This is a genomic window from Micromonospora sp. NPDC049366 (genome assembly GCF_044466625.1).
In the GTDB taxonomy this organism is placed as follows: Bacteria; Actinomycetota; Actinomycetes; order Mycobacteriales; family Micromonosporaceae; genus Micromonospora.
Genome location: NZ_JBITMV010000002.1, coordinates 43,195 through 64,966 on the forward strand (window position 1 = coordinate 43,195; position 21,772 = coordinate 64,966).

General features: G+C 68.5%; 4 protein-coding genes. 2 read left to right on the top strand and 2 right to left on the bottom strand.

Translation table 11 applies throughout. The features are described from left to right. Positions 1-251 precede the first annotated feature (251 nt). The gene (locus ACIBTV_RS03915) at positions 252-18,359 is read right to left on the bottom strand and encodes a toxin glutamine deamidase domain-containing protein (protein WP_396702103.1); all 18,108 of its coding nucleotides are present in this window, start codon (positions 18,357-18,359) and stop codon (positions 252-254) included. Between the two features lie 508 nt (positions 18,360-18,867). Between ACIBTV_RS03915 and ACIBTV_RS03920 the strand changes: the two genes are divergently transcribed. Continuing rightward, complete coding sequence (locus ACIBTV_RS03920; RefSeq protein WP_396702105.1) at positions 18,868-20,271, top strand: PLP-dependent aminotransferase family protein; 1,404 nt, start codon at positions 18,868-18,870, stop codon at positions 20,269-20,271. A 63-nt stretch (positions 20,272-20,334) separates the two neighbouring features. Next, complete coding sequence (locus tag ACIBTV_RS03925; protein WP_396702107.1) at positions 20,335-20,826, top strand: carboxymuconolactone decarboxylase family protein; 492 nt, start codon at positions 20,335-20,337, stop codon at positions 20,824-20,826. Between the two features lie 70 nt (positions 20,827-20,896). On the opposite strand, the gene ACIBTV_RS03930 is transcribed toward ACIBTV_RS03925, so the two are convergent. After that, positions 20,897-21,763: an aldo/keto reductase gene (locus ACIBTV_RS03930; protein WP_396702109.1), complete on the bottom strand. Its 867-nt coding sequence runs from the start codon at positions 21,761-21,763 to the stop codon at positions 20,897-20,899. Positions 21,764-21,772 lie beyond the last annotated feature (9 nt).

Genomic DNA, 21,772 nt, shown 5'->3' on the forward strand with positions numbered 1-21,772 from the left:
CGCATCGTCGTCCTTCCTGGGTCGATGCCGTTCACCCCTGCACGACGTGGCGCGTGAGCGGACGGTTCACCGATCGATGCGCCGGATCTGCCGATCGCCCCTCTCCTGCGTCCGGGACGCGAGCGCGTAGGTCCGCTGGGCGGTCTCGCAGCCGATCGAGGCCCCGGGCCGGCTCGCCGAGCTGCTCCGTGGATGGACGGTGCAGCTCGGCGAGGGCCGAACCACGGGTCAGGCTGCCGGAAACGGAGACCTCACCTCATCTTGGCCGCCGACAGGGGTCCGAAGAACGAGCCCAGGCCGGCGTACGGGGCTGTCCCATCACCGAACGAGCCTCCCGAGTCCGGGCGGTGCGGCAGCGTGCCCAGGCTGGAACGGGCCAGGTCCCGTGCCTCCCGCCGCGGGTCGCCACCCCTGCGACCGGGCGTCGGCGCCCGGCCAGCTGGGCCGTTACGTCGTTCCTGAGCCGAGGAGTCGCTGCCCAGCAGCGCGGTCGAGGAGGGCACGGGAGCCACGGGGACAGGCTCCGGCACGTCCGCCTCGGTCACTGTCGGCGTCCCTCGCTCCGGTGACAGTGACCTGTGTGACGGCGGCGTCGTCCGCTCATCACGCGGTGGGCTGAGCGCCGGGAAGGGGGCGGACGGAACCATCGGGTCGGAGCGCCGTCGGGCGGGCGCGCCACCGAGACCGCGGATCGACGGGGACGCCGACGACAGCCCGTACAACTCCGGCGACCGCGCGACGGATGGTCTGCCCGCGGCGGGTGGGTGCGGGGCAGGAACGGTGGCTTCCGCCACCGGGAGCAGTGCCTGCACCGTGGTCGGCCGCCCGTCGCCGTCGAGCACGAGCAACTCGGTACCGGGATGGGCCAGTTGCGCCGCCAGGTCGCCGAGCCGCACCGGGTCCTCGAACCTGCCGGGCACCTGAGTGTCGACCACGCGTACGACGGTGGTTCCGCTCCGGTTGTCGGCGACCAACCAGTACACGTGGTGCTCGGTGTCGTTGTGCACACGCACCAGAACCATGGCGTTCGGGGTGTTCGTCAGGGCCTGCCACAGATCTTGCGGTGATACCCGGCCGGTGGGTTGCAGTGTTCCACCCAACGCCGTCACCAGGTCAGGCAGGTCGAGCGCTCGGCGGAAGTCGTCGGTCGTCGGACTGTTCGACGAGCGCCCGTGCAGGGCCGAGAACGCCCCGGCGGCGCGGATCAGGCAGTCATGTGCGGGCAAGTCCGACGACGTGGCGTCGGACCCGGTCGCCGCCTTCGGGGACGGCGGCTCGACCGCGTTGATCCATTTGTGAAGTCGGTCGATCGACGTGCGGGGCGCTTCCTCGGACAGGGTCATGCGGAAGGCGAGGCTAAGGGCTGTAGCCGCGTCCACCGGCTGTCGGGTGGGGATCTGCTCGCCACCCGGAGCCGAGTCGAGGGGAGCGCCGCCAGCGTGCACCCGCTCCGGATCGACCGGCGAGGGCGTCGCGTCGGGCTCGAGCGGTAGCGCCGCGTCGGGCCCAACGGGTGGCGCCGCGTCGGGCCCAACGGGTGGCGCCGCGTCGGGCCCGACGGGTGGCGCGGCGTCGGGCCCAACGGGTGGCGCCGCGTCGCGCTCGAGGGGCGGTGCCGCGTCGGGCTCGATCACCGAGTCCTGGCTCGCGTCCGAATCTGTCTCGTCCGGCGGGGCTGACGACGTCCCCTGCCCGGCGATGCTGTTGAGAGCAGCGACCTTGGCGTCCAGTTCGCGCTTTCGTTCGTTCCAATCCTGCTGAGCCTTCAGGTAGGTGGCCGCCGCCGCATGGGTCTTCGCGTCCTCCTCGATCTCGTCTTGCGTCGGCCACTTGGGTGCGGGAGCCGGGGGATAGGAGCCGTCCCGTCGTCGTCGCACCTCCGGATCGAGCCGCTCCCGCTCCAGGTTGCGGGCGGCCTCCTGCCAGGTCCCGAACGCCGCCTCCAAGGCGAGCGCGGCGGAGTTGACCTCGTCCAGCTTGCTCATCGCCGCGGGGTTCGTGGTGAGTCCGAGGATCTCGGCCGCGTCCGACAGGGCCATCCAGACCTTCAGCGATTCGGGAATCTTGACCGTCACCGCTGCGCGCCGGGTGCCTAGCGCGTGCGGCACCTCCGCCACCACCAGGACCTCTTCCGACACCCAGGTCAACGCGACCGGCCCTCGGAGCGACACCAACGCGTGGGAGGTGAAGCCTCCGTGCCACGCCCCGCTGCTGTCCGTGGCCGGTGAGCCACCCCAGTAGGTGGCTCCGGCGCCCCCCTGGAAGGAGTCGGGGTTGCGCCCGTCGGTGCCGCCCCAGAACTCGGGCCGCAGGGCCGGGTTCCCCGAAGGCTCACCGCCGGTGGACGGGGTGGGGCCAGCGTCGGCCGGAGCGTTCACTTGTTGGGTGCCGAGACCTGCCACGGCACCGGAGTCGGTTGCGCCGATCCCAGAGTTGACACCACTCAGCTTCGTCTCATAGCGGTGCCCATCGCGGTACATCTGCGGCAGCACCGCCGCCAGCCTGACCGATCGTGCCCTGCTGTACAGCGTCACCGTCATGCTCGATCCGCCGCCCTCGACCGGAATGGGGATCGGAGCATGGGCCAGTCGCTTCGGAGACAGGCCCCACAGCAGCGACGGTGAGAGGGCGGTGGTGAGCTGGTGGGCGGCCCGACTGCCCAACCTGGTCACCTCCCCCGGGGCACCCGCTCGTCGCAGCGCCAGAACCGCGGCGGACTGGATCGGCTGCGCGCCCCGGAAGTTCACCACCTGATAGTGATCCGGCATCGGCGTGAGCGGAGTCGACTCCCCCCACCTGCCGATCTGCCACTGGAGTGCCTGGTCAGGGTTTGGTGTGCTGTCCAGGACTCGGACGGTCGGGTCGGCCGGGGGCGGAGGGCCAGGTTCAACCGATGACGTCGGTAGGTGGTTGGCGCGCAGCGATGTCCAGAGATCGTGTTCGACTCTCAGCGGGTCGGCGAGCTCTCGCCCCTGGTGGAAGGCCTGCGCGATGATCGTTACTCGCTGCCGCACCTGGGCTTCCGAGCCGGATTCCTCGATGATGTTCAGGCTGGTGTCCGCGGCCGTGTCGAACTGGCTGGTGCTGCGGGACGTACCGAGGAACAAGGCCAGTTCACCAGCCGCCGAGGTGGCGTCGTTCGCCCCACCGGAGCCACCAGGCTGCAGACTGGCAACGTTGTAGGCGGTGCGGGAGACAGCGGTCGTGTCGGTCTTCGCGCTCGCCCCCATCATGTCCATCTCGAGGTTCTTCGTGCCGGCGTGAACCCGATGGATCGTCGGTGTGGTGGCCCTGCCGGTGCTGTCCTGCGCGACGACCTGGACAACCAACTGGACGTGGTCGTTTCCTGCCGGCCCACGGTAGGTGAGCAGGATCGACTCGGTGCCCTTGCTCAGCATCCCCTTGAGGTGCGAGGCACTGGTGTTCGTCAGCACGACGACCGTGTTCGCCAGCCCGTCCTCGCCGTCGTCGATCAGTCGCCGGCCCTCGCCGATGCTCCCCGGGAGACGAATCCCGCGCAGCCACTCGATCATCTGGTTGCCGAGAGACGGCAGGTTGAGCAGTTGACCGGTCCCGACGTACTCCGGGGGAACAGGCAGCGCGATCTCCCCGTCCGCCGCTCGGCCGATCGATCCGTGTGGGGCGCTGAGCGGCTCCCTCGGCTCGACGGCGAACATCCGCGGCGGGTCGAGCGCCGGCTCGTTGTCGGTCGGCGGGCGCGCCTCGTCGAGCACCCCGCTGAACCGCGCGTGGTCGGCGTGGATCGTGCCGAACGCCGTGCCCCCGTTCACTATCCTGCGGGCCGAGTAGAGCTTGCTAGCGCCGACAACCTGCGGATTTACCAGGACCGCCTGCACCACGAACCGGACCCTGGCCACCACCGGCGTGGCCAGGCCGCGACCCGGGTCCCAGGTGTCGTTGAGCTCCACGGCCCCGGTCAACTCGACCGCCTTGCTTCGGCTGTGCCCGTACGCTCGCCGGTGCTGAAGCAGCCCCGCCATTGAGGCGGAGTCGCCGACCGCCCCGTCCCAGCCGAGTCCCGCTCCGAGGACGAGCTGACGACCGGTGCTCCGTGAGCCGTTGACGGAGGCGATGCTGGTCCAGCTCTGTTCACCACCGTCACTGAACACGTCGTGCGGTCCCGTGCGGCTCTCATCCACGATCGCTTGGACGAACACCGTGCCGTAGATCGACGGACTTCCGATGATCTCGCCGAGGTTGACCAGCGCGAGCGGCTGTTCCGACATGGCCGGCAGCATGCTGGCCAGCCAGTTCGGTCTGCCGATCCGGTTGAGTTCGAGGGCGGAGTCGGATCCTGGTGTGAGCACCCCGACCCGTGTGCCGCGACCGTACGCGCCAGCCTCAACCATCTGCCTACGGGCGTCGGTGATCGCCTCCGCGATGGCGGTGGTCAGCTGCTCGCCGCCCTCCACGTAGGAGACATAGCTCCAGTCGGTGACCTTCTGTCCCTCGGTCGGCAGGCCGAGGTCCAGGGTGCCGCGCCGCTCGGCACCGAGTGGGACCGGAGGGCTGACCGTCGGCTGTGCCAGCATGACCGAGTGGGACAGCTGCTCCTGGTCAGCGGTGAACGTCCGGTCCCGAGCGACTCCGAACACGAAGTCGTGCCGGAACTCGATCTGCCCGCCGACCGGCATCGGCTCAGCGGTGGGCGTGCTGTCGAGCAACCGACGGGACATGTTCCGGGTCCCCACCGCGTGGTCGAGCACGAACAGCTCCATGGTGACGACCTGCTCGTCGTGGAAGAGCTCCTGGATGCCGTGGTCGAAACTCAGCCAGATCACCTCCGCCCCCGTGGAGACCGTGGTAGCGCGCTGACGCTGGTGACGCAGCCGAGCAGTGAAGTGCGCCAAACGGGCACCCCGGGCGTTGACGTGGAATTCGTAACTCGTGGAGACTCCTCTGCTGACCCCCGAGAAGGTCGTCCTGGCCCGCCGCTGGCGTCTCGGGACCAGCGGCAACGGGGCGGCCGTCGAACTCGCGGGCTGCGCGCCGGACGAGGTCGCCTGGCTCTCCGCGGCCAACGATCCGGGCACCTCCTGTCGCCCCGCGTCCTCCTCCGGTACCTCCTCGATGCGGGCTTCCGACGGGGTCGTCGATGCCCGACTGGTCGGCGGACGCTTGACGCGTCGGCGCTCGTCCCGAGTGCCGAGATGCTCCGGCCCGGTATCCGGATTGGCCCGACGCGCGCGCACCACCACCGTCAGGACGTGGCGGCGGTCGGTGCCCGGCATCTCCAGGTTGAACGCCAGCTCGCCGGAGGTCAGTGAGATGAAGTCCGCTCTCAGCGCCGTCGGCCCGGCCTGCACAGTGAGACTCTCCTGATTGACCATCGCCTGCAGCACGCGATCGATCCATGCCCGCTTCGTCCTGTCCGCATCCCAGTTCGGCAGGAAGTCCCGGTACTTGGCGTTCTCCGGCAGGGCGAGGACCCGCGATATCTCCGCCGCGATCCGCTCGGCGAGCAGCTCCGCGCCGAGCGGCTCGGAGTCGACGCGTAGCCGACCGCCCTGCCACATGTAGCTGGGCAGGTGCCGGTGCTCCCCCCGTACCACCAGATTTCCCACCCGATCCACCAGGAGTTGGTCCGGCCGACGCTCGAGCGCGGGAACCTGATCTGGCTTGCGCACGCCCGGTGGTCCGGGCATCACCGGATGATCCTGTGCCGGCGGTGGGGGAGAAAGCGGCGTCGTGGAGCTGTCCGTACGGGCAGGCTCCGGCGACGTCGCCGATCCAGGGCCCACCATCGATGAGCGGGAGGGAACCGGAGAGGTTGCGGCGTGGTAGAGCCCTTCCGGTACCTCCTCGAGCACTCTGAGCCGCACCACCTCGGTGCTGGCCGTCCGCGGTCGCTTGAGCCAATAGCGTCGGCGGCCGACGTACGCCGCCCGAGCGACGGTCATCTCGTACGTCGTCCAGACCACGACGGTCGGAGCACGCAATTCCTGGGCCACCCGGGTGTTGGCGGACAGTGCGTAGCTCGTGCTGGTGGTGCTGGTTCGCATGTAGACAGGTCCGGCGCTCAACCGCGCGTACGGGAGGCCGGTACCGGTGCTGAGCTGTGCCCGGAAGCCGGTGGTGGAGCTGATGCTCTGGCTGGAGCCGATGGTGGAAATCGATTGTCGTCGGGCGCGGAAATTCTGATTCGGCCTGCCGACCTCCTGCACCGCGACCGGCCGAAGCTCCTTCACCATCAGGCCGCCCACCGCGCTCGGCAGGCCGATCCAGGACTTGCTGGGCAGCACGGTAGGGGCCCGGGTGCCGGTGAAGAGGCTCCTTAGCGAGAACCTCGACGACCACTGGTCGCGAAGGCGTTGCAGGCGCCGACTACCCGGCTCCGCCACCGGTATGTCGCCCAACAGACTCTCTGCGGCGCGGTCGGCCGTACCCTGGACGTCAAGCACGATCCGGCTCTCCGGCCACAGCGCGCGCCCACTCTCATCCAGGGAATGCGGCGTCGAGCTCGGGTCGGCGAGTGTCATCCGCGCGTGCCGCTCGTTGATCCGGAACCAATGTCGGCCGAGCGGCGTCTTTGTCTGCTCCGTCTCACCGTCCAGCCGAAAGCGCAATTCGAGCTCGGCACCCACCAGATGCGATGCGGGATCGCCGTAGGCCAGGGTGTAGTCGATCACTGTGGCCGAATTGCCGGAGGACTGGGCGGGTCGGGCGTCGGCTACTCCCAGGGTTGCGGTCACCGGGACACCGGCGACCTCGGCCGGCACGATGACCTGCCAGAGCCCACGCGATCGCGGACCACGACCGCGCGCGGTAGCGACCCGCTCCCGCGTGAACCGAGCCGCCCTGGCACCGTCATCCACCAGCACCGGGTCCGTCGATGTTGGCCTGGGTACCAGCTCGACCTCGACGTGTCGGACCCGGGTCTTCTCCCACCAGTGGCGCTTCGGCAGTTTGATGTCGAAGCGGCGACGGGTGTTGAGGAACGATTCCGGCGCGGCACGCAGGGCCAGCAGCAACGGATCGGTTTCGCTGACGGGCACGCCACGTGCGACCAGCGTCTGCCGGGTGACGTCGACCGCACGACCGGCCCAGCCTTCGGGGTCAAGCGGGGTGGCCGGAACGTTCAGCAGCTCGGGCGTCTGCGCCAGAACAGCCCGAACCTCGTCCGCCACCTCCCGGTCGGCCTCGCTGACGGTGCTCCAGATCGGCTCCGGACCGGACGACGACTTAGCCGAGTCGTCCGCTCCGGACGTGTCGCCGGACGTCGTCTGGGCCGAACCGGCGTCAGCCGCCGGGACCGCAGGAGGCCTCGGAACGGACGGGATCGGCCGTCCGAACGCTGGTTGCTCGGCGGGGAGCGCATGGGCGGGCAGTCCCGGGCGTGGTGGGGTCCGGGTGGCCGGCGCATTCGAGCGCGACGCAAGAGCCCCCGGTCTCCGGCTCGTACGGCTGGGGTCGAGCAGCGCCTCCACCGTCCGGTCCCGATCGTGCGCGATCCCGTCGCCGCCGGGCGTGCTCCGCCGCGGCGGGACTCTCTCCGGGCTGGCGAGCAGGGCGCTCACCGTGCTGGGCCGCCCATCCGCGCCCAGCAGCAGTAGCCGGGCACCCGGGGTCTCCATCGCCCGACTCCACTCGTCGGACACCGCATCACCGGGCTCCCGGGCCACCCGGTCCATCGAGTTCGCCGTACCCAGATCGATGTAGCGGGGGAGGACCGTGCCGGACCGGTCATCCGCGAGTAGCCCGAACACCCGATCCGGGTCTCCTGGCACGTGGATCACCGCCATGGACCCCGGCGTACGGCGGACCGCCGCAAAGGCCAGCCGGGCGTCGCCCATCGGGGTGAACTCGCCGCCCAGGGCGGATGCCAACGCGGACGGATCTGGGTTGCGCCGGAAGCTGTCCGGCAGGCGGCCATTCGGCAGGTGCCCCCACCGCACCAGGTAGACGGCGAGCATCGCCACGACGGTGTCCGCGGTCGAGAGCGGTGGCGCCCCGGGCGGGGGCTCGTTTGCGGCGAGCCACTCGGCCAACCGGGGTAGTGCCGGCCGTTGTGGTGATCCGTCGGCGACGAACATCGTGGTGGCCGCCGACCGCATCACCTCCCAGCCCTGCGCAGCTCCGGCACGGGGATCGGTCGGGGAGGCCGACGACGGACGGTTTGCCGTACCGCCGGTTCGAGCCTCGCCCGCCGGACCGACCAGCCCGGTCCGGCGTAGCGTCTCAAGGTGCGTGTCCCGCAGCGTGGTGAGGGCCGCCACGGTGCGGCGCGCCGCGACCCTGCCCTGGGCGAGCTGCCGCGCCGACCGTCGCGTCTCAGACCGCTCGGTCGAAACCCCTGTTGGGTACGCCGGCTCGACCTCGACGGGCGGCGGCGCCTCGCCGGTCTCGGCACGAAGCGCCGTCTCCCAGGCCCACTGGGCGGCGAACGCGTCGAGCTCGGCCGACACCTCGGGCGGCAGGTCGGCGAGGTCCGCCTTCGCCCTGGTCGGCGGGCTGTCAAGGCCGGCTGCTGTGCCACTCAACTCGTGCGCAGGAACGAGCTCCGCGGTCGCCGGTGTGGGGATGTTGCGGGTCATCGGCAGGAACAGCCACTCGTCGTACTGCTCTGGAACTCGGGCCAGCCCGCCGTGTTGCCCGTCGAGGAAGACGACCCCGGAGGCGTCGCGTATCACGTTGAAGGCGTGCGCCGTCCGCGACCCGCCCGTGGTTGCCCGGACCAGCACGATTCCTCGTTCACCCACGGGAGCGCCGGCCAAGGCGTCACGAATCGAGGCGTCAGTGGTGCGGAACACCGGAGGGTTGTCGGTGTCGGCCAGCCCCAACCGCTGCCGTTGATAGTTCAGGAGGTGCGATTCTGGTTGTGCGTCATCCCGCGGCGCCGCAAGGATCTCGGATCCGGCGTAGCTCATGTCTGATGTCATCGCGGCGAGTACGCAGTTCGTGGCGGAGCCCGCGCGGTTCACCGTCGTCAGCCAAGGAAACCGGGTGCGTGCGGCTTCGTCGTCGACGATCGTCGTTGAATCGTTCAACCCGTGACCGGTGGGGACCACCCCATGGTTCGTGAGGCGCTGTCGTGTCTGCCTGACCTTGTCGCGGGCCAAGTCGAGCGAAGTGGGCTGCGTGGCCTGGGGGGTGGGGGGCTGCGTGGTCGTGGTGGCTTTCTTCTTCTTTTTCTTCTTACTGCTGCTTGCCGGAGCGGCTGGTGCGGACGCCGAGGTCGCGGTGGCGAGGGTGCTGAGTTCCTCCTCGGCCTGGTAGTGGTCCCGGATCGCGGTGCGCAGGGCCTCGTCGGTGTCGACCACGTCAGGCCCGGGACGGACCGTTGCCCGGTCGGAGGTCTGCGATTCACCGGCGCCGGTGGCGATAGTGGCGCGTCTCGCCACGCGGTCGCGGGACGCGATGAAGGCCTGGTCGGTGGCGACGGCCGCGATGTCGAGGGCCCCGTCCCGGTAGTCGCGCCCGGCGCCGAGCCACTGGTAGGCGTTGCCCTGTCGGCTTTCGCTCTTGGCGTAGACCAAGACGTCGACCTTGCCGTCCTCGGTGACCAGATAGGTGAACGACACCCCGCCCCCGTTGTTGAGGTGGGCGTGCAGGGGACGGTGCAGGGCGAGTGCTCTCTCGCGGACCGCCTCACCGATAGCAACCCGCTCCAGGACGCGCACCTCCTCGGGGCTGAACGCATCGGCGGTGACCACACCGCCGTAACGCACGCGCCCGCTCATCACCCACGTCTCCGCAGCGACCGGGTCGAGGCGGGCGAAGCGGTCACGCCGATCCGCCTGAGCCTGCGCCCGTTGCGCGGTCCACGCCGCCCGTGCCCGCGACCAGGTGATCCGGGCGCCCTTCACCATCTCGGCGCGCAACGTCGGGTCGCTTGGGGCGATGCCGCGGGCGTCCAGGAAGGCGGCGAAGTCCTCATCGAAGACGGCGCGCTCCCACGGCCGGGACGCTTCCCGTTGCCGGAGGAACTCTGCGAACAGGTACCTGTCGAGCTGACTCGGGTGGTCGGTCAGGTAGGCAGCCACATCGGGCGTGGCGAGCAACAACGGCAACAGGTCCGGGTGGGCGACCATCGCCTGCACCACCTCGCCGCGGCCAGGAGTCCGCAACAGCTCCCGCACCTCAACGGACTCGTTCACCGCGACCGCCGTTGCACTGGCGGCCTGCTGTCGCTCCGGCGCCCGCCCCGAGACCACGTCAGACGTCACCGCGGGCACCGAGTCGGCCACCGGCTCCGGTTGCTGGACCGGACGGGACTGCAGGGCAATCGGGGCGGCGCCCGACTGGGGCTTCGGTGGGAAGACGTCCGCGGTCAGTGAGGACCCCGACCGGCCCGCCCCGATCAACCGTTCAGCCGAATCCACGAAATGGTCGGGGTCGTCGTGGTACAACGCCACAAGGTCCGGGCTGGTCATGAACAACGCAGCGAAATCCGCCTGCGCATCCAGAAGATGAAGCATCCGCAGGTTACGCAGAAGACCTCGCCATGCCTGCGCATCCACGACCGTCCCGGACCCGGACTCGGCCAGGACGCGCAGCAGACGCGGTCGGCCACGCAACTGGCGCAGCCCACGCGACCCCAACGCCCCGGCCAACCCGGGGTTGTCCACCAATGCCGCCCGCAACACCCCATCCGTGGCGAACTCCGCCACCAGACCACGGTTGGCGCGGAATGCCGGCACCAGATGTGGATTCTCGTGGATCAGAAGGCTGTTTTCCGGCCCCTGCGCCATGAACGCCATCAGGTCAGGCAACTCGCGCAGCGCCGGGGCCAGGTCGGTCGCACTCTGTCGCAGGTAATCGGCAACCTGAGGCTGCGCCTGGATCAGCGATCGAAATCCCTTGTTCTCCCGTAGCAGATCCGTGACACCCGGTACCTCGGCCATGGCCCAGACAACAATCGGTGCGGCTATCGCCGTACGGAGCGTCTCGTCAGAAGAGAACACTGAAGGAACCATCTCAGGATACGCGGCCAGCTGCTCCCACAACGGACCCTCGAACAGGTCTTCATACTGGTCGTCGGTAAGCTCGTACGGGTGACCCTGTAGAACCGTTGCCAGTTCGGGAAGCGCTGCGAGGCGGGGGATCATCTGAGGATTGCGAGACAGAAATCTCAGCAATGGAGGGCGACTGAATATAGCCGCCCGAACCGATTCATCCTGATTGAACAGAGCCGGAGCGAAATCAGGCTGGCGCAGGGCATCCAGCGCGCCCCCGACGTCGCGGATGCAGGCATTCGTCAACGCCGGGCTGCGTCGTGCCAGTACGTTCGCGATCGTACCCATACTGCTTACTTCGTGCGGGTGCAGCTCCTGTAGAGTGGCGAACGCGGGGTTGACTGAAAGCTCTTCGGCAAGAGATGGAGTTTCCACTGTCGATTGGCGGAGAGTCTCACTTGAGATATATGCATCGAAAAATCGGTAATCGTCCTGCATGGCGGTGAACAGATCCGGTGTCTGCAGCATCGCGGCGATGACAATACCCGCCTGAGTGGGGTCGTCGAGCAGATTGCGTAACGCCGGCCTGTCGAGCAGCAGGTCCACCAGTTCGGTCGACTTCATCAGGGCCAACGCCAAGCCTGGGCTGCGCCTCATCGCTGCGAGCAGTTGGGCATCGCTCCGTGCCCGACGACGCACGTCCATCCACTCGTCCGCAAACTCAGGTTCCAACATCTGTCGGGCCGCATCATCGTCATCTTCGATAAAGAAGATGACGGCCTCTTCCAGCTGTTCGGGATCTACCGGTACTCCTTCCGGCGTCAGTTCCTGCGGCCCTAGGTCATTGATTGCCATCCGCAGCAGAGGGTGCTGGTCCATGCCGGTCGAGGAAGCCGCGCCAGAGCTCAATTTCCCGTCGAACAACGCTTCAAATTCTTTCAGGCTCTGTGGAAGTGGCCGGCTGACGAGGTCCCGCAACAACTCGGGATCTGACGCCAGCACCTGGGCCAGTTTCATGCCCTCGCCCGCCGCGAGATAACCGAAGAAAGATTCGTTGCTCAGAATTGCTTCCCAATGCCCCCTGCCCAGCGAGCCGGTCGGGAGTCCGGCGAGCAGGGCGGCTTCCCGGGGGTGTCGGGCCAATGTTCCGGACAATCTCGACGGCTGTGCGGCGTCAAAAAACGCCGCGCGGGCGCCGTCGTGATGGAGGATGAGGTCCTGTATACCTTCGATGTTCTGGACTGCGTCATCCAAGAACTTCTCATCTCGGATGAGAAGGACCTCAACCATGAAACGGCTGAATGTCATATCAATATTCAGTAGGCGGTCGTCCTGCTGGATGGCCTCGAGGAGGGCGGGGTTTCGGAAGATCAGTTCTGCTGTCCGAAGGTCGCCTCGGGCGAACATAGCGCGGGCGGCGCTGCTCAGGCGTAGCGCCCTCTCCGCTAGAACATGACCATCGGGGTTCCGCGTGGGATCGAGAACATCGGTGAGCGTCGCACTCCGGTCGGCTCTTGCTCTGGCAGCTGCAGGTGTCTCGTCCGGCTGTCCCAGGTCTCCGAAAGCTTCAATCATAATGTCATTCAGCATGACGATGCGAAGCAGCCCCGGCGTTTCTTGAAGTCGTCGGTCCGCAATGAGTCGCTTGATGAGATCATCGTCTAGCAGCAGTCTTCGGTATTCATGCGGATGCGCCAGCAGATCGGGATCCCTGTCCAATATCTCCTTCAAGGCTGGGTTGTTCTTGTCCAGCAGCTTGAATATCAACCTCTTGCTGGTCGGAGACGCGGAGTCAGCCATGACCGCCTGGCGTAGTGCGGGGCTCTTTATACTGCCGTAGGACTTCTCCGATGCCGGCGGGGGAACGTCGATGGTCTGCAACTCGTTCAGCAGATCCGCGTCTGATGTAGAGTCGAATTTCGTGGGGTCCTGGGAGAGCCAGGATGTCACCGCTGGGTTCTTCGCTGCAGCGCGCAGAAGCGCAGTCGACGCTGCCAGTCGGGCGCCCAGTTCGGGGCTGTCGATGAGGGTGTCCGCGAAATCTGGATGGGTGTTGAGGATCTCCGCGACCTTTTCATCCCGGAGGATCGCCTTCAGCATGCCCGGCACGCGAACGGCGGGCCGCGTGGCAGCCGGGTTGCGGCCCAGCACGTCAAGAACGCGCATGTCATTCTCGAAGATGAGATCGACCTGTTGTTCTGCGTGACTGCTGACGAAAAGTTCCTCGCTCACACCCATCGCGCAATTTATCTTATCGAGCGCCCGCACAGGGTCTGGATGAGCCGCGATATGTTGCGCGACATGCGGTGTCAGGCCCATCAGCCTCCGCGTTAGCGGACTTTTTTCGTGTGGCGTCATCAGCAGATCCAGATGGTCGCCTAGCTTCTCCAGGGCCAGGAGGGTGTGCTCGTTGACGAGCGTGTGCCGAAGTCGGGGATCCCTCTCGATCTTGTCGAGATGGCGAGGGTACCTCGTGGCGAGGTAGTCGAGAGACCCCGCCACGGTGTGGACGGTCCGGGTCATGTCGGGATTCGTAGTATCCGGGCTATCCGAGACTAGCTTGTTGAAGATGTTGGGCATCTTCCAGAAAACGGTTTCCAATGTTCTTGGCTTGTTGAGCCAAAAGCCGATAAGCGCTTCACTGGAGTGGATGAGAGAGAGGAGTTCGGGTTGATCGAGCAGGCCGATCAGGATGTCCAGATTGGCAACGTTGCCACCGTCAAGCGACGTCCAGTTGTACAGCGAAACGGCGGCGTCGCGGAGGTGATCCCTCAGGTCGCTCGGAACGTCACGGCTGGCCACCCAGCGGTCTATATGCGCATGAACTGCCGCCGGGGGCGTGCCGATGGCTATCACCGCGGGGTCGGCGGAGGGTCTGCGGGTGCTGGGTCGCCGGCCCGACATGCCGTGCCGGGTGGTTGTTGATGGATCGAGGACCGCTTGGGTGCTGCGGGTGGCGTCCAGGTTGGGCTCGGGGTCTGTCGGGGCCGCTGCGGGAAGCAGATCGTGGATGGTGGCGGGGTGACCGGTGTGGTCGAGGACCAGGACTGTGGTGTCGGGGAGGGCGAGCATGTCCGACCATCGGTCGGTTGGTGAGGCGGCCTTGCGGAACTGGCCCGGGTGTTGGGTGTCGATCCAGCGTGGAGTCATCTGCCCGGCGCTGTCGGTGTCGGCGTAGAGCCAGAAGAGGTGGCGGGGTTGGTTGGGTGGCTGCGCTGATACCAACACCATCGTGTGGGACGGTGCCGCCTTGATGCCCGTGAGGAGGCGTTCGGATAGTTGCGGAAGATGCCCTACCGGTTCCAGGTCTCCTCCGAGGGCGCGGACCAGGTCGGTGGCGTTCGGGTCCCGCATCACGCTGTTGTCCACGGTCTGGTTCGCGGCCCGTCCGTGCAGTGCGGTGAACGCACCCCAGGCCCGCGGTACACAATCGCCCGGCAACGAGTCAGTTGCGTCTGCGGGCAACTTCTCGGCCCTTGAAATCCACTCCGCCAACCGGGTGCCCGAGGCACCCGACGTCGGGGGGTTCGCCAGCCCGACCGCCTCCTGCAAGCTGGTCAGCGCCGACGACGATGACGACACCCCACCAACCCGCAGACCGTTGTGGTCCTCGGCGCTGACGTGCGCGAAAGAGCCGTGGTCGCTGGTCGCGGTGGCAAGGGCGTCATCGACCCGTGCGATGACCTCGTTCAACGTCGCGTCCGACCGTGGCGTTGGGCCGGCGCCGTCCACGGCGTCGCGGAACGACGCCAACTTCTCGCGTGCGTTGTCGAGTTGTGCCCACCAGAGCGCGTTGTCCGCGGTCGGGTCCAGGGCGTTGACCGCCGCCACGGCGTCGCGTGCTGATTCGACCTGCTGGCGCAGGAACGGGTTCCTGATCGGATCGAACGGATTGTTGACCCGAGCATCGAGCCAGGGCTGCACGAGGCTGTTCGTGGTCGCCTGGATGTCGTCCACGAACTGGGTCCGCCGCCGCAGGTCCAGAACACGAGCCGAACCCCTCGGCTGCGGGATGTCGGGGGTCAGCGGCAGGAAATCGATCGTGTACTCCCCCTTGGGCAGACGGGCCGCCCGACCCGTCTGCCCGTCCAGGAAATACACCGTGCCGTCGGACCGCCGGACCACGTTGAACACGTGCGCGGTGGCATCCGAAGGGGTCTGCACCACCACCAGACCCCGTGGCCCCTGCCACCGACGCGACCCCGGCTGCTTAGCCGGAACAGCGGCACTCTTGATCGCCTCCCGGACCGACCGGATGTCCTTGACGCGATACCTGACCGCCTCCGCGTCATCGGCAAGCCCGAGCTGCTGACGCTGATAATTGATCAAATCACCCAGCGGCAACGCGGTCGTGCCACTGGCCTTGTGCCCGAACCCCGTCCGCAACGACATGTCCGTCGCGATCGCCGCAACCACACAGTTCGTCTCGAAAACCTGAGCGACCTTCCGACCCGGCCGCCACCACACGTTGCGTGGATTCACCTCCGCCAACCACGGATACGTCTTCCGGGCCTCGGAGTCCGACGGATTACCGTGAATCCAACTGGCGAACATCGCATCACCCGACGCGTGACCCACCCGCCGCTCACCAGACGCCGCCCGCAGATCCATCGGGTGCGGACCCCGCGCATACGGCAACTGCCCAAACCCACTACGCACCCGCGCGTCGGCCCCCCGCACCTCACCCCGACGCGAACCAGCCTGCTGCGTACCGGACCGCTGTGGATCGGGCTGGTGGACGCTGCGAGGCGGCTGGGTCCTGGTCCCCCCGGCGCCCCGACCCGCCGCCATCTGGCCGACCACCCCGGGAACTGCCTGACGCTGCCCCGGCACACCCGCCACCGGCACATTTGTCACCGGTGCGGCCACCGACCCCGGCGTCACTCTGGTCCCGGCCGGCATCACCACCGGGGACACGTCACCCACCGGGCGGATCGGAAGCTGACCCAACTCATTGGCATCGGTGAAAACCACGAACTTCGTGGAGAACACCGCCGGCGGGTCACCAGACCCACGCCAACCCGCCAGATCGAACTCCGTCCGAACCGGCGCCTTCTTCCGCACCGTCTCGACCTGCACGAACCGGCCATCCTCCAGGCGCTCCACCAGGACAAAATCGACCTGCACACGCCCGTTCTTCAGCTTCTTCTGCGTCCAGACAGCCGTCACCGAACCCGGACGCAACCGCTCCAAATCACCCAAAGAACCACCACGCCACCCGCCGCCCAACTGACCCGCGACCACCGACGACACATCAGAACCCCGCCCAACGGCGACACCACCGCGCTCACCCCGCACCCGAGCCAGGACACCCCACAACCGCCCCGCACTCGTATCCGCCAACGCACCAGAACTACCCGCCCGCACCACCAACGCGTCCAACAACCCGGCCGACCACCCCGGCACACCCCCGCGCGACGGCGCACCCCCACGCGCCCGCACCGACGAAAGCGACGACGAGACCGAGGGCGAGGACGACGGGGACGAAGACGAGGACGACGGGGGCGAGGATTCCACCGCCCCCGGCAGCCGCACTACTTCGGCAGCACCCGCGACACCGTCAGGCGCACCAGGCAGACCCGACACCGGCGCCGGCCCCGACATCACGGCCGACCCCGAGATCACGGCCGACTCGGAGTCAGCCCGACGACCAACCTCCGAACCCGACTGCGGACTGACACCAGCATGCGCGTCCGATTGCGAGCCGACGTCGGACTGCGTACCCGACTGCACGCCCGAATGCGAGCCAACGCCGGTCTGCGGGCCAGATTGCGGACCCGACTGTGAGCCGACGCCAGCGTGGGGGCCAGACTGCGAACTGGCACCGGACTGTGGGCTGGCGCCGGAGTGCGCGCCCGACTGCGGGCCAACGCCGGTCTGCGGGCCTGACTGCGCGTCAACGCCCGAGTGCGCGTCAGCGCCCGGCTGTGCGCTGACGTCGGTCTGCGGGCCAGCCGGCAGGCCCGACTGCGGGCTACCACCGGTCTGCGAAACGGTCTGCGGGTCAACGGCGGTCCGGGGGACCGATTGTGGGTCAACGCTTGTGTGCGGGATCGACTGCGGGTCACCGCCGGTCTGGGGGATCGACTGGGGGTCAACGGTGGTTTGCGGATCGGTGCGGGTGCCCGGGGTGCCCGAAGTCGGTGGAACACTTGCGCCGGTGGAGCCCGCGGCACCGGGGCCGCCCGCACCCGGCAGGGCCACGCCCGTACCGGCGGCCGCACCCGTGCCCGTGCTGGCGGCCGCACCTGTGCCCGCGCCGGGAGCCGTGCCCGTGCCCGCACCGCCCGTGCCGCCGGTGCCGCCGGTGCCAGCACCGCCGGCAACTCCTGCTCCGGCACCCGTGCCCGCGCCGGGGTCAACCTCGGCATACGCCGGTGGTTGCTGCTCGTATGCCGGTGGTGGCGGTTCATAGGCCGGCACCGGGTCGGCGTCGGCGACCGTGTCCGGGGGCGCAGCCGGGGTCGTGGCCGGGGGTGGGGTGCTCGACGTGCGCGGCGGAACCCCGTCGCCGCCGCGTCCCCCGCTGCCGGTGAGGGCGTCCCTGCCGGCGCCGATGCCCCCGAACGTCAGACCGTTGAGCACCGAGGACACCGCCGTCGGCCCCAAGATGTTGGTGTCGATCTGACCGTTCAAGATGCCGCCGACGACGACCTCGGTGGCGACTTCCTCGCCCGCGTTACCGGCCAGACCCGCCCCGGCCCCGAGGGCTTTGCCGCCCTTACCCGTCGGGAGATGCTCCGTGACGCTCTTCCCGCCGACGTGGGTGTTGCGGCCCAGCCGGCGCATCCCGGACCCGCCGAGCCCGAACAGGCCACTGACGAGGCTCTCCAGGGCGCCCGAGGCGACCGCGTCGCCGGTGTTCTTGTTGTTCCACCCCCGCTGATACCGCTTGGCCCGGTTCATCAACTGCGCGAACACATCGACCAGCAACTCGTAAATAATGTTGAACGCCGCACCCAGGCTCGCCTTCGCCGTGAGCTGCATGAACAACCGGAACAGACCCTGCCGCACCGCCGGCGCCTTCGCCAACCACTCCATCAGAAGCGCCGGGTTGATCCAGAACAGCTTCAACGCGACGATCAACTCGAACAGCAACAGGGCCGTGATCGCCATCACCGTGATGATCACATAGTTGAACAACGCGGAGAACTGATTCATCATCTGCGCCATCGTGCGCACATAATCCGGAGCCAACCCCAACGACTCCGCCACACTCTCCGACGAATCGACGAACGCCTCCTCGGCTGCGCCCATCACCCCGGAACGGATCGTCCGCACCCCGTCCAGGAACTCGAGACCCGCCTCATCCAGAGAATCCGCGACCTGATGCAACTCCTGCGCCAAAGCATAAAACCGCTCCGGCTGCAGACCCGGAAGCTCCTCACCATAAAACCACTTGAAGAACTCCGCCAGATCCTCAGAACTCTGAAAAGCAGGCACCGCGTCAACACCCCCACATCCGCAGAGAAGAAGCCATGCCGCCTGTCGACGACACAGCCTCAACTCTCGGAAATTCAGCTATCGCGATCGAAGCGGAGCAATGCCGGGGGTGACCCATCGGACGTCCGCCTCCTGTATCATCCAGCGGTCCAGGCGCAACCGCAGCATCCGGGGCCGATGCTCAACCCGGCCCCACGCAGGGCGGCTTGCCTGACCAGTTTTGCGTTCTACGTCAGCAATCTAGTGCTTCAGTCGCGGCGCATGATCATGCAATTACGTTAAGAAGTTGTAACTGTGGACGCGCAAAATAGCGCAAACTCGTGCAAATGTTCTGCTTCGATGGGCGTTTCCGACGATCTTGGGGTGGTTGCGTGCGGTTGGGGGGCGCTTGCTGCGGGGCACGACGCGCGTCTGCCCACAGCGCCAGCCACCCGGTGGGTCGGAATCGGATTGGCCCGGATGACCTTGCCCGTTGACGCACGTCAACGGGGTCAATCTAGGATTTCTCGTGACCCTCGGCCTGGACCTGCACCTCGACCTCTCACCCGTCCGCCCCGGGCGGTCGTTGGAGGTGGCTCTGCGTTCCGCCATCATCGACGGTCAGCTCACCCCGGACACCCGGCTGCCCGCCGCCCGCACGCTCGCCGCTGACCTCGGCATCAGCCGCAACACCGTCGCCGACGTGTACGCCCAACTCGCCGCCGAGGGCTGGCTGGAATCGAGGGTCGGCGCCGGGACCTGGGTTTCCGCCCGGTCGCCGTCGTACGTCCGGACGGGTCCGCGCCAGCGGGCGGTCAACCGTCGCTCCATCGACCTGCGGGGCGGGATACCGGACACGGCCGCGTTCGCCCGCCGGGAATGGGCGTCGGCGGCGCGTCAGGCCACCCTGGACGCCACCTCCGCGGAACTCGGCTATCCCGATCCCGCCGGCACCACGAAGCTGCGGGGCGCCCTCACCTCCTATGTCGCCCGCACCCGCGGCGTCGTCGTCGAGCGGGAACGGGTCGTCGTCGGCCACGGATTCGGCGAGCTGCTCGTGCTCGTGTGCCGGGCCCTGCGCCAGCGCGGCGCGACCCGGATCGCCGTCGAGGAGTACGGTCACGACACCCATCGGCGGCTGATCGCCGCGACCGGGCTCACGCCCGTCCCGGTGGCGGTCGACGAGGACGGCGCCGATGTCAGAACTCTGGCGACGCTGGACGTCTCGGCGGTGGTCCTCACCCCTGCCCACCAGTTCCCAGTCGGCGTTCCGCTGGCCGCCGACCGGCGCCGCTGGCTCGCCGGATGGGCGCAGCGTGTCGACGCACTCGTCATCGAGGACGACTACGACGGGGAGTTCCGCTACGACCGCAGAGCGATCGGCGCGCTCCAGTCCCTGGCACCGCAACAGGTCGCGTACCTGGGCACCGCCAGCAAAGCGGTCGCGCCGGGTGTCGGCCTGGCGTGGGCGGTGCTGCCCACCTGGCTGCTGCCCGACGTGCTGGAGCAGCGCACGCTCGCTGGCGGGCAGCCCGCGGCACTGCAGCAGCTGGCGCTGGCCAGGTTCGTCGACGGCCACGACTACGACCGCACCGTCCGGCGGCTGCGCGCCACCTACCGGTCGCGTCGCCGCCGGCTGGAGGAGGTCGTCGCGGACCAGCTCCCCGGTTGCGAGGTGGCCGGTCTCGCCGCCGGCCTCCAATGCCTGCTCGCGCTCCCCGCCGGGGCTTCCGAGGAGGCGGTGCGGCAGGAGGCCGCCGCCCGCGGGCTGCTCGTGGAGGGCCTCGGGTCCTTCCACTTCGGCTCCGGGCAGAGAGCACACGAGCCGGCGATGGTGGTCGGGTACGGCGGCCCGACCCCCGGACAGTACGAGACAGCGCTCGCGCTTCTCGTGGAGAGCATCCGGGCGAGCGTCCGACGGAGCGCGGATTGACCCAAGGCAGAAGCGTCGAATTGCCCCAGGGATTCGGGGCGATCGAGCTCTAGCGTTCTCGGTATGACAGCGACTGAGTACGTCCCGATCCCCGCCCGTCTCGACTTCGACGCACTCGTTCCCGCCTTCGCCCGCACCGTCAACCAGCTGGACGAGGCCGCGACCGCCGAGCTGGACCGGGTTGGCATCGAGCCGGCGCTGCGCGAACTGGTGCGGCTGCGTGCCTCCCAGCTCAACGGCTGCGCCTACTGCGTCGACATGCACGCCCGCGCCGCCCGCCGGGCCGGCGTCACGGCCCAACGCGTGGACGCCGTGGCCATCTGGTCCGACTCCAACCTGTTCACCTCGGCCGAGCGCGCCGCTCTCCACTTCGCCGAGCAGGTCACCCTGCTCGCCACGACGAAGGTGCCGGAGTCGACCGTCACGGCCGTCGTCGCGGCGTACGGGGAGGAGGGTGCCGCGGCACTGCTCACCCTCGTCATCGCGATCAACACCTGGAACACGATCGGGGTCACGACGCGCTGCTGGCCGACCGCCATCCGCCGTCGCGACTAGGGGGCCGCGTCGGCGCCCATCGTCGACGGGTGGTGGTGCCGTGGCAGGCGACCGGCCTGCCACGGCCCCGCTACTCGAGGCTGGCCAACTCCTCGGGAGACAGGCGCAGCGCCCCGGCGGCGACGTTCTCGACCAGGTGGTCGGGGTTGCCGGTGCCGGGGATGGCCAGCATGTGTTGCCCGCGGCTGAGGGTCCACGCGATGCGCACCTGCGCCGGCGTCGCGCCGTGCGCGCGGGCGATGGCATGCACCGCCTCGTTGGCGGCCACGCCGCCGGCCTCACGTCCGTCGCCGGCGATCGCGAAGAACGGCACGAAGGCGACACCCTGCTCGCCGCAGGTGCGTACGAACTGGTCGTGGATGCGTCGGGTGTCGACGCCGTACGGGTTCTGCACGCAGACCACCGGGGCGATCGCCTGCGCCTGCGCGAGGTGGTGCGGGCGGATGTTCGACAGGCCGAGGTGCCGGATGAGTCCGGCGTCGCGCAGGTCGGCCAGCGCGCCGAAGTGCTCCGCGACCGAGTCCAGCCCGTGCTGGCGCAGGTTCACGACATCCAGATGGTCGCGGCCGAGCTGGCGCAGGTTCTCCTCGACCTGTCCCCGCAGCTGATCCGGCCGGGCCAGCGGCAACCACTCGCCGGAGGGGTCGCGGCCCGGCCCGACCTTCGTGGTGATGACCAGGTCATCGGCGTACGGCGACAACGCCGTGTTGATCAACTCGTTCGCCGACCGCAGCGGCGAGAAGTAGAACGCCGCCGTGTCGATGTGGTTCACCCCGAGCTCGACCGCCTGGCGCAGCACCCCGACGACCCGGTCGCGGTCGCTCGCCGCGCTGCCGTCACCCGTCAGACGCATCGCGCCGAATCCGATCCGGTTGACGGTTAGGTCGCCGAGCGTCCAGGTGCCGGCCGACCCCGCAGTGATCATGTTGATGGGCATCGGGCGAAT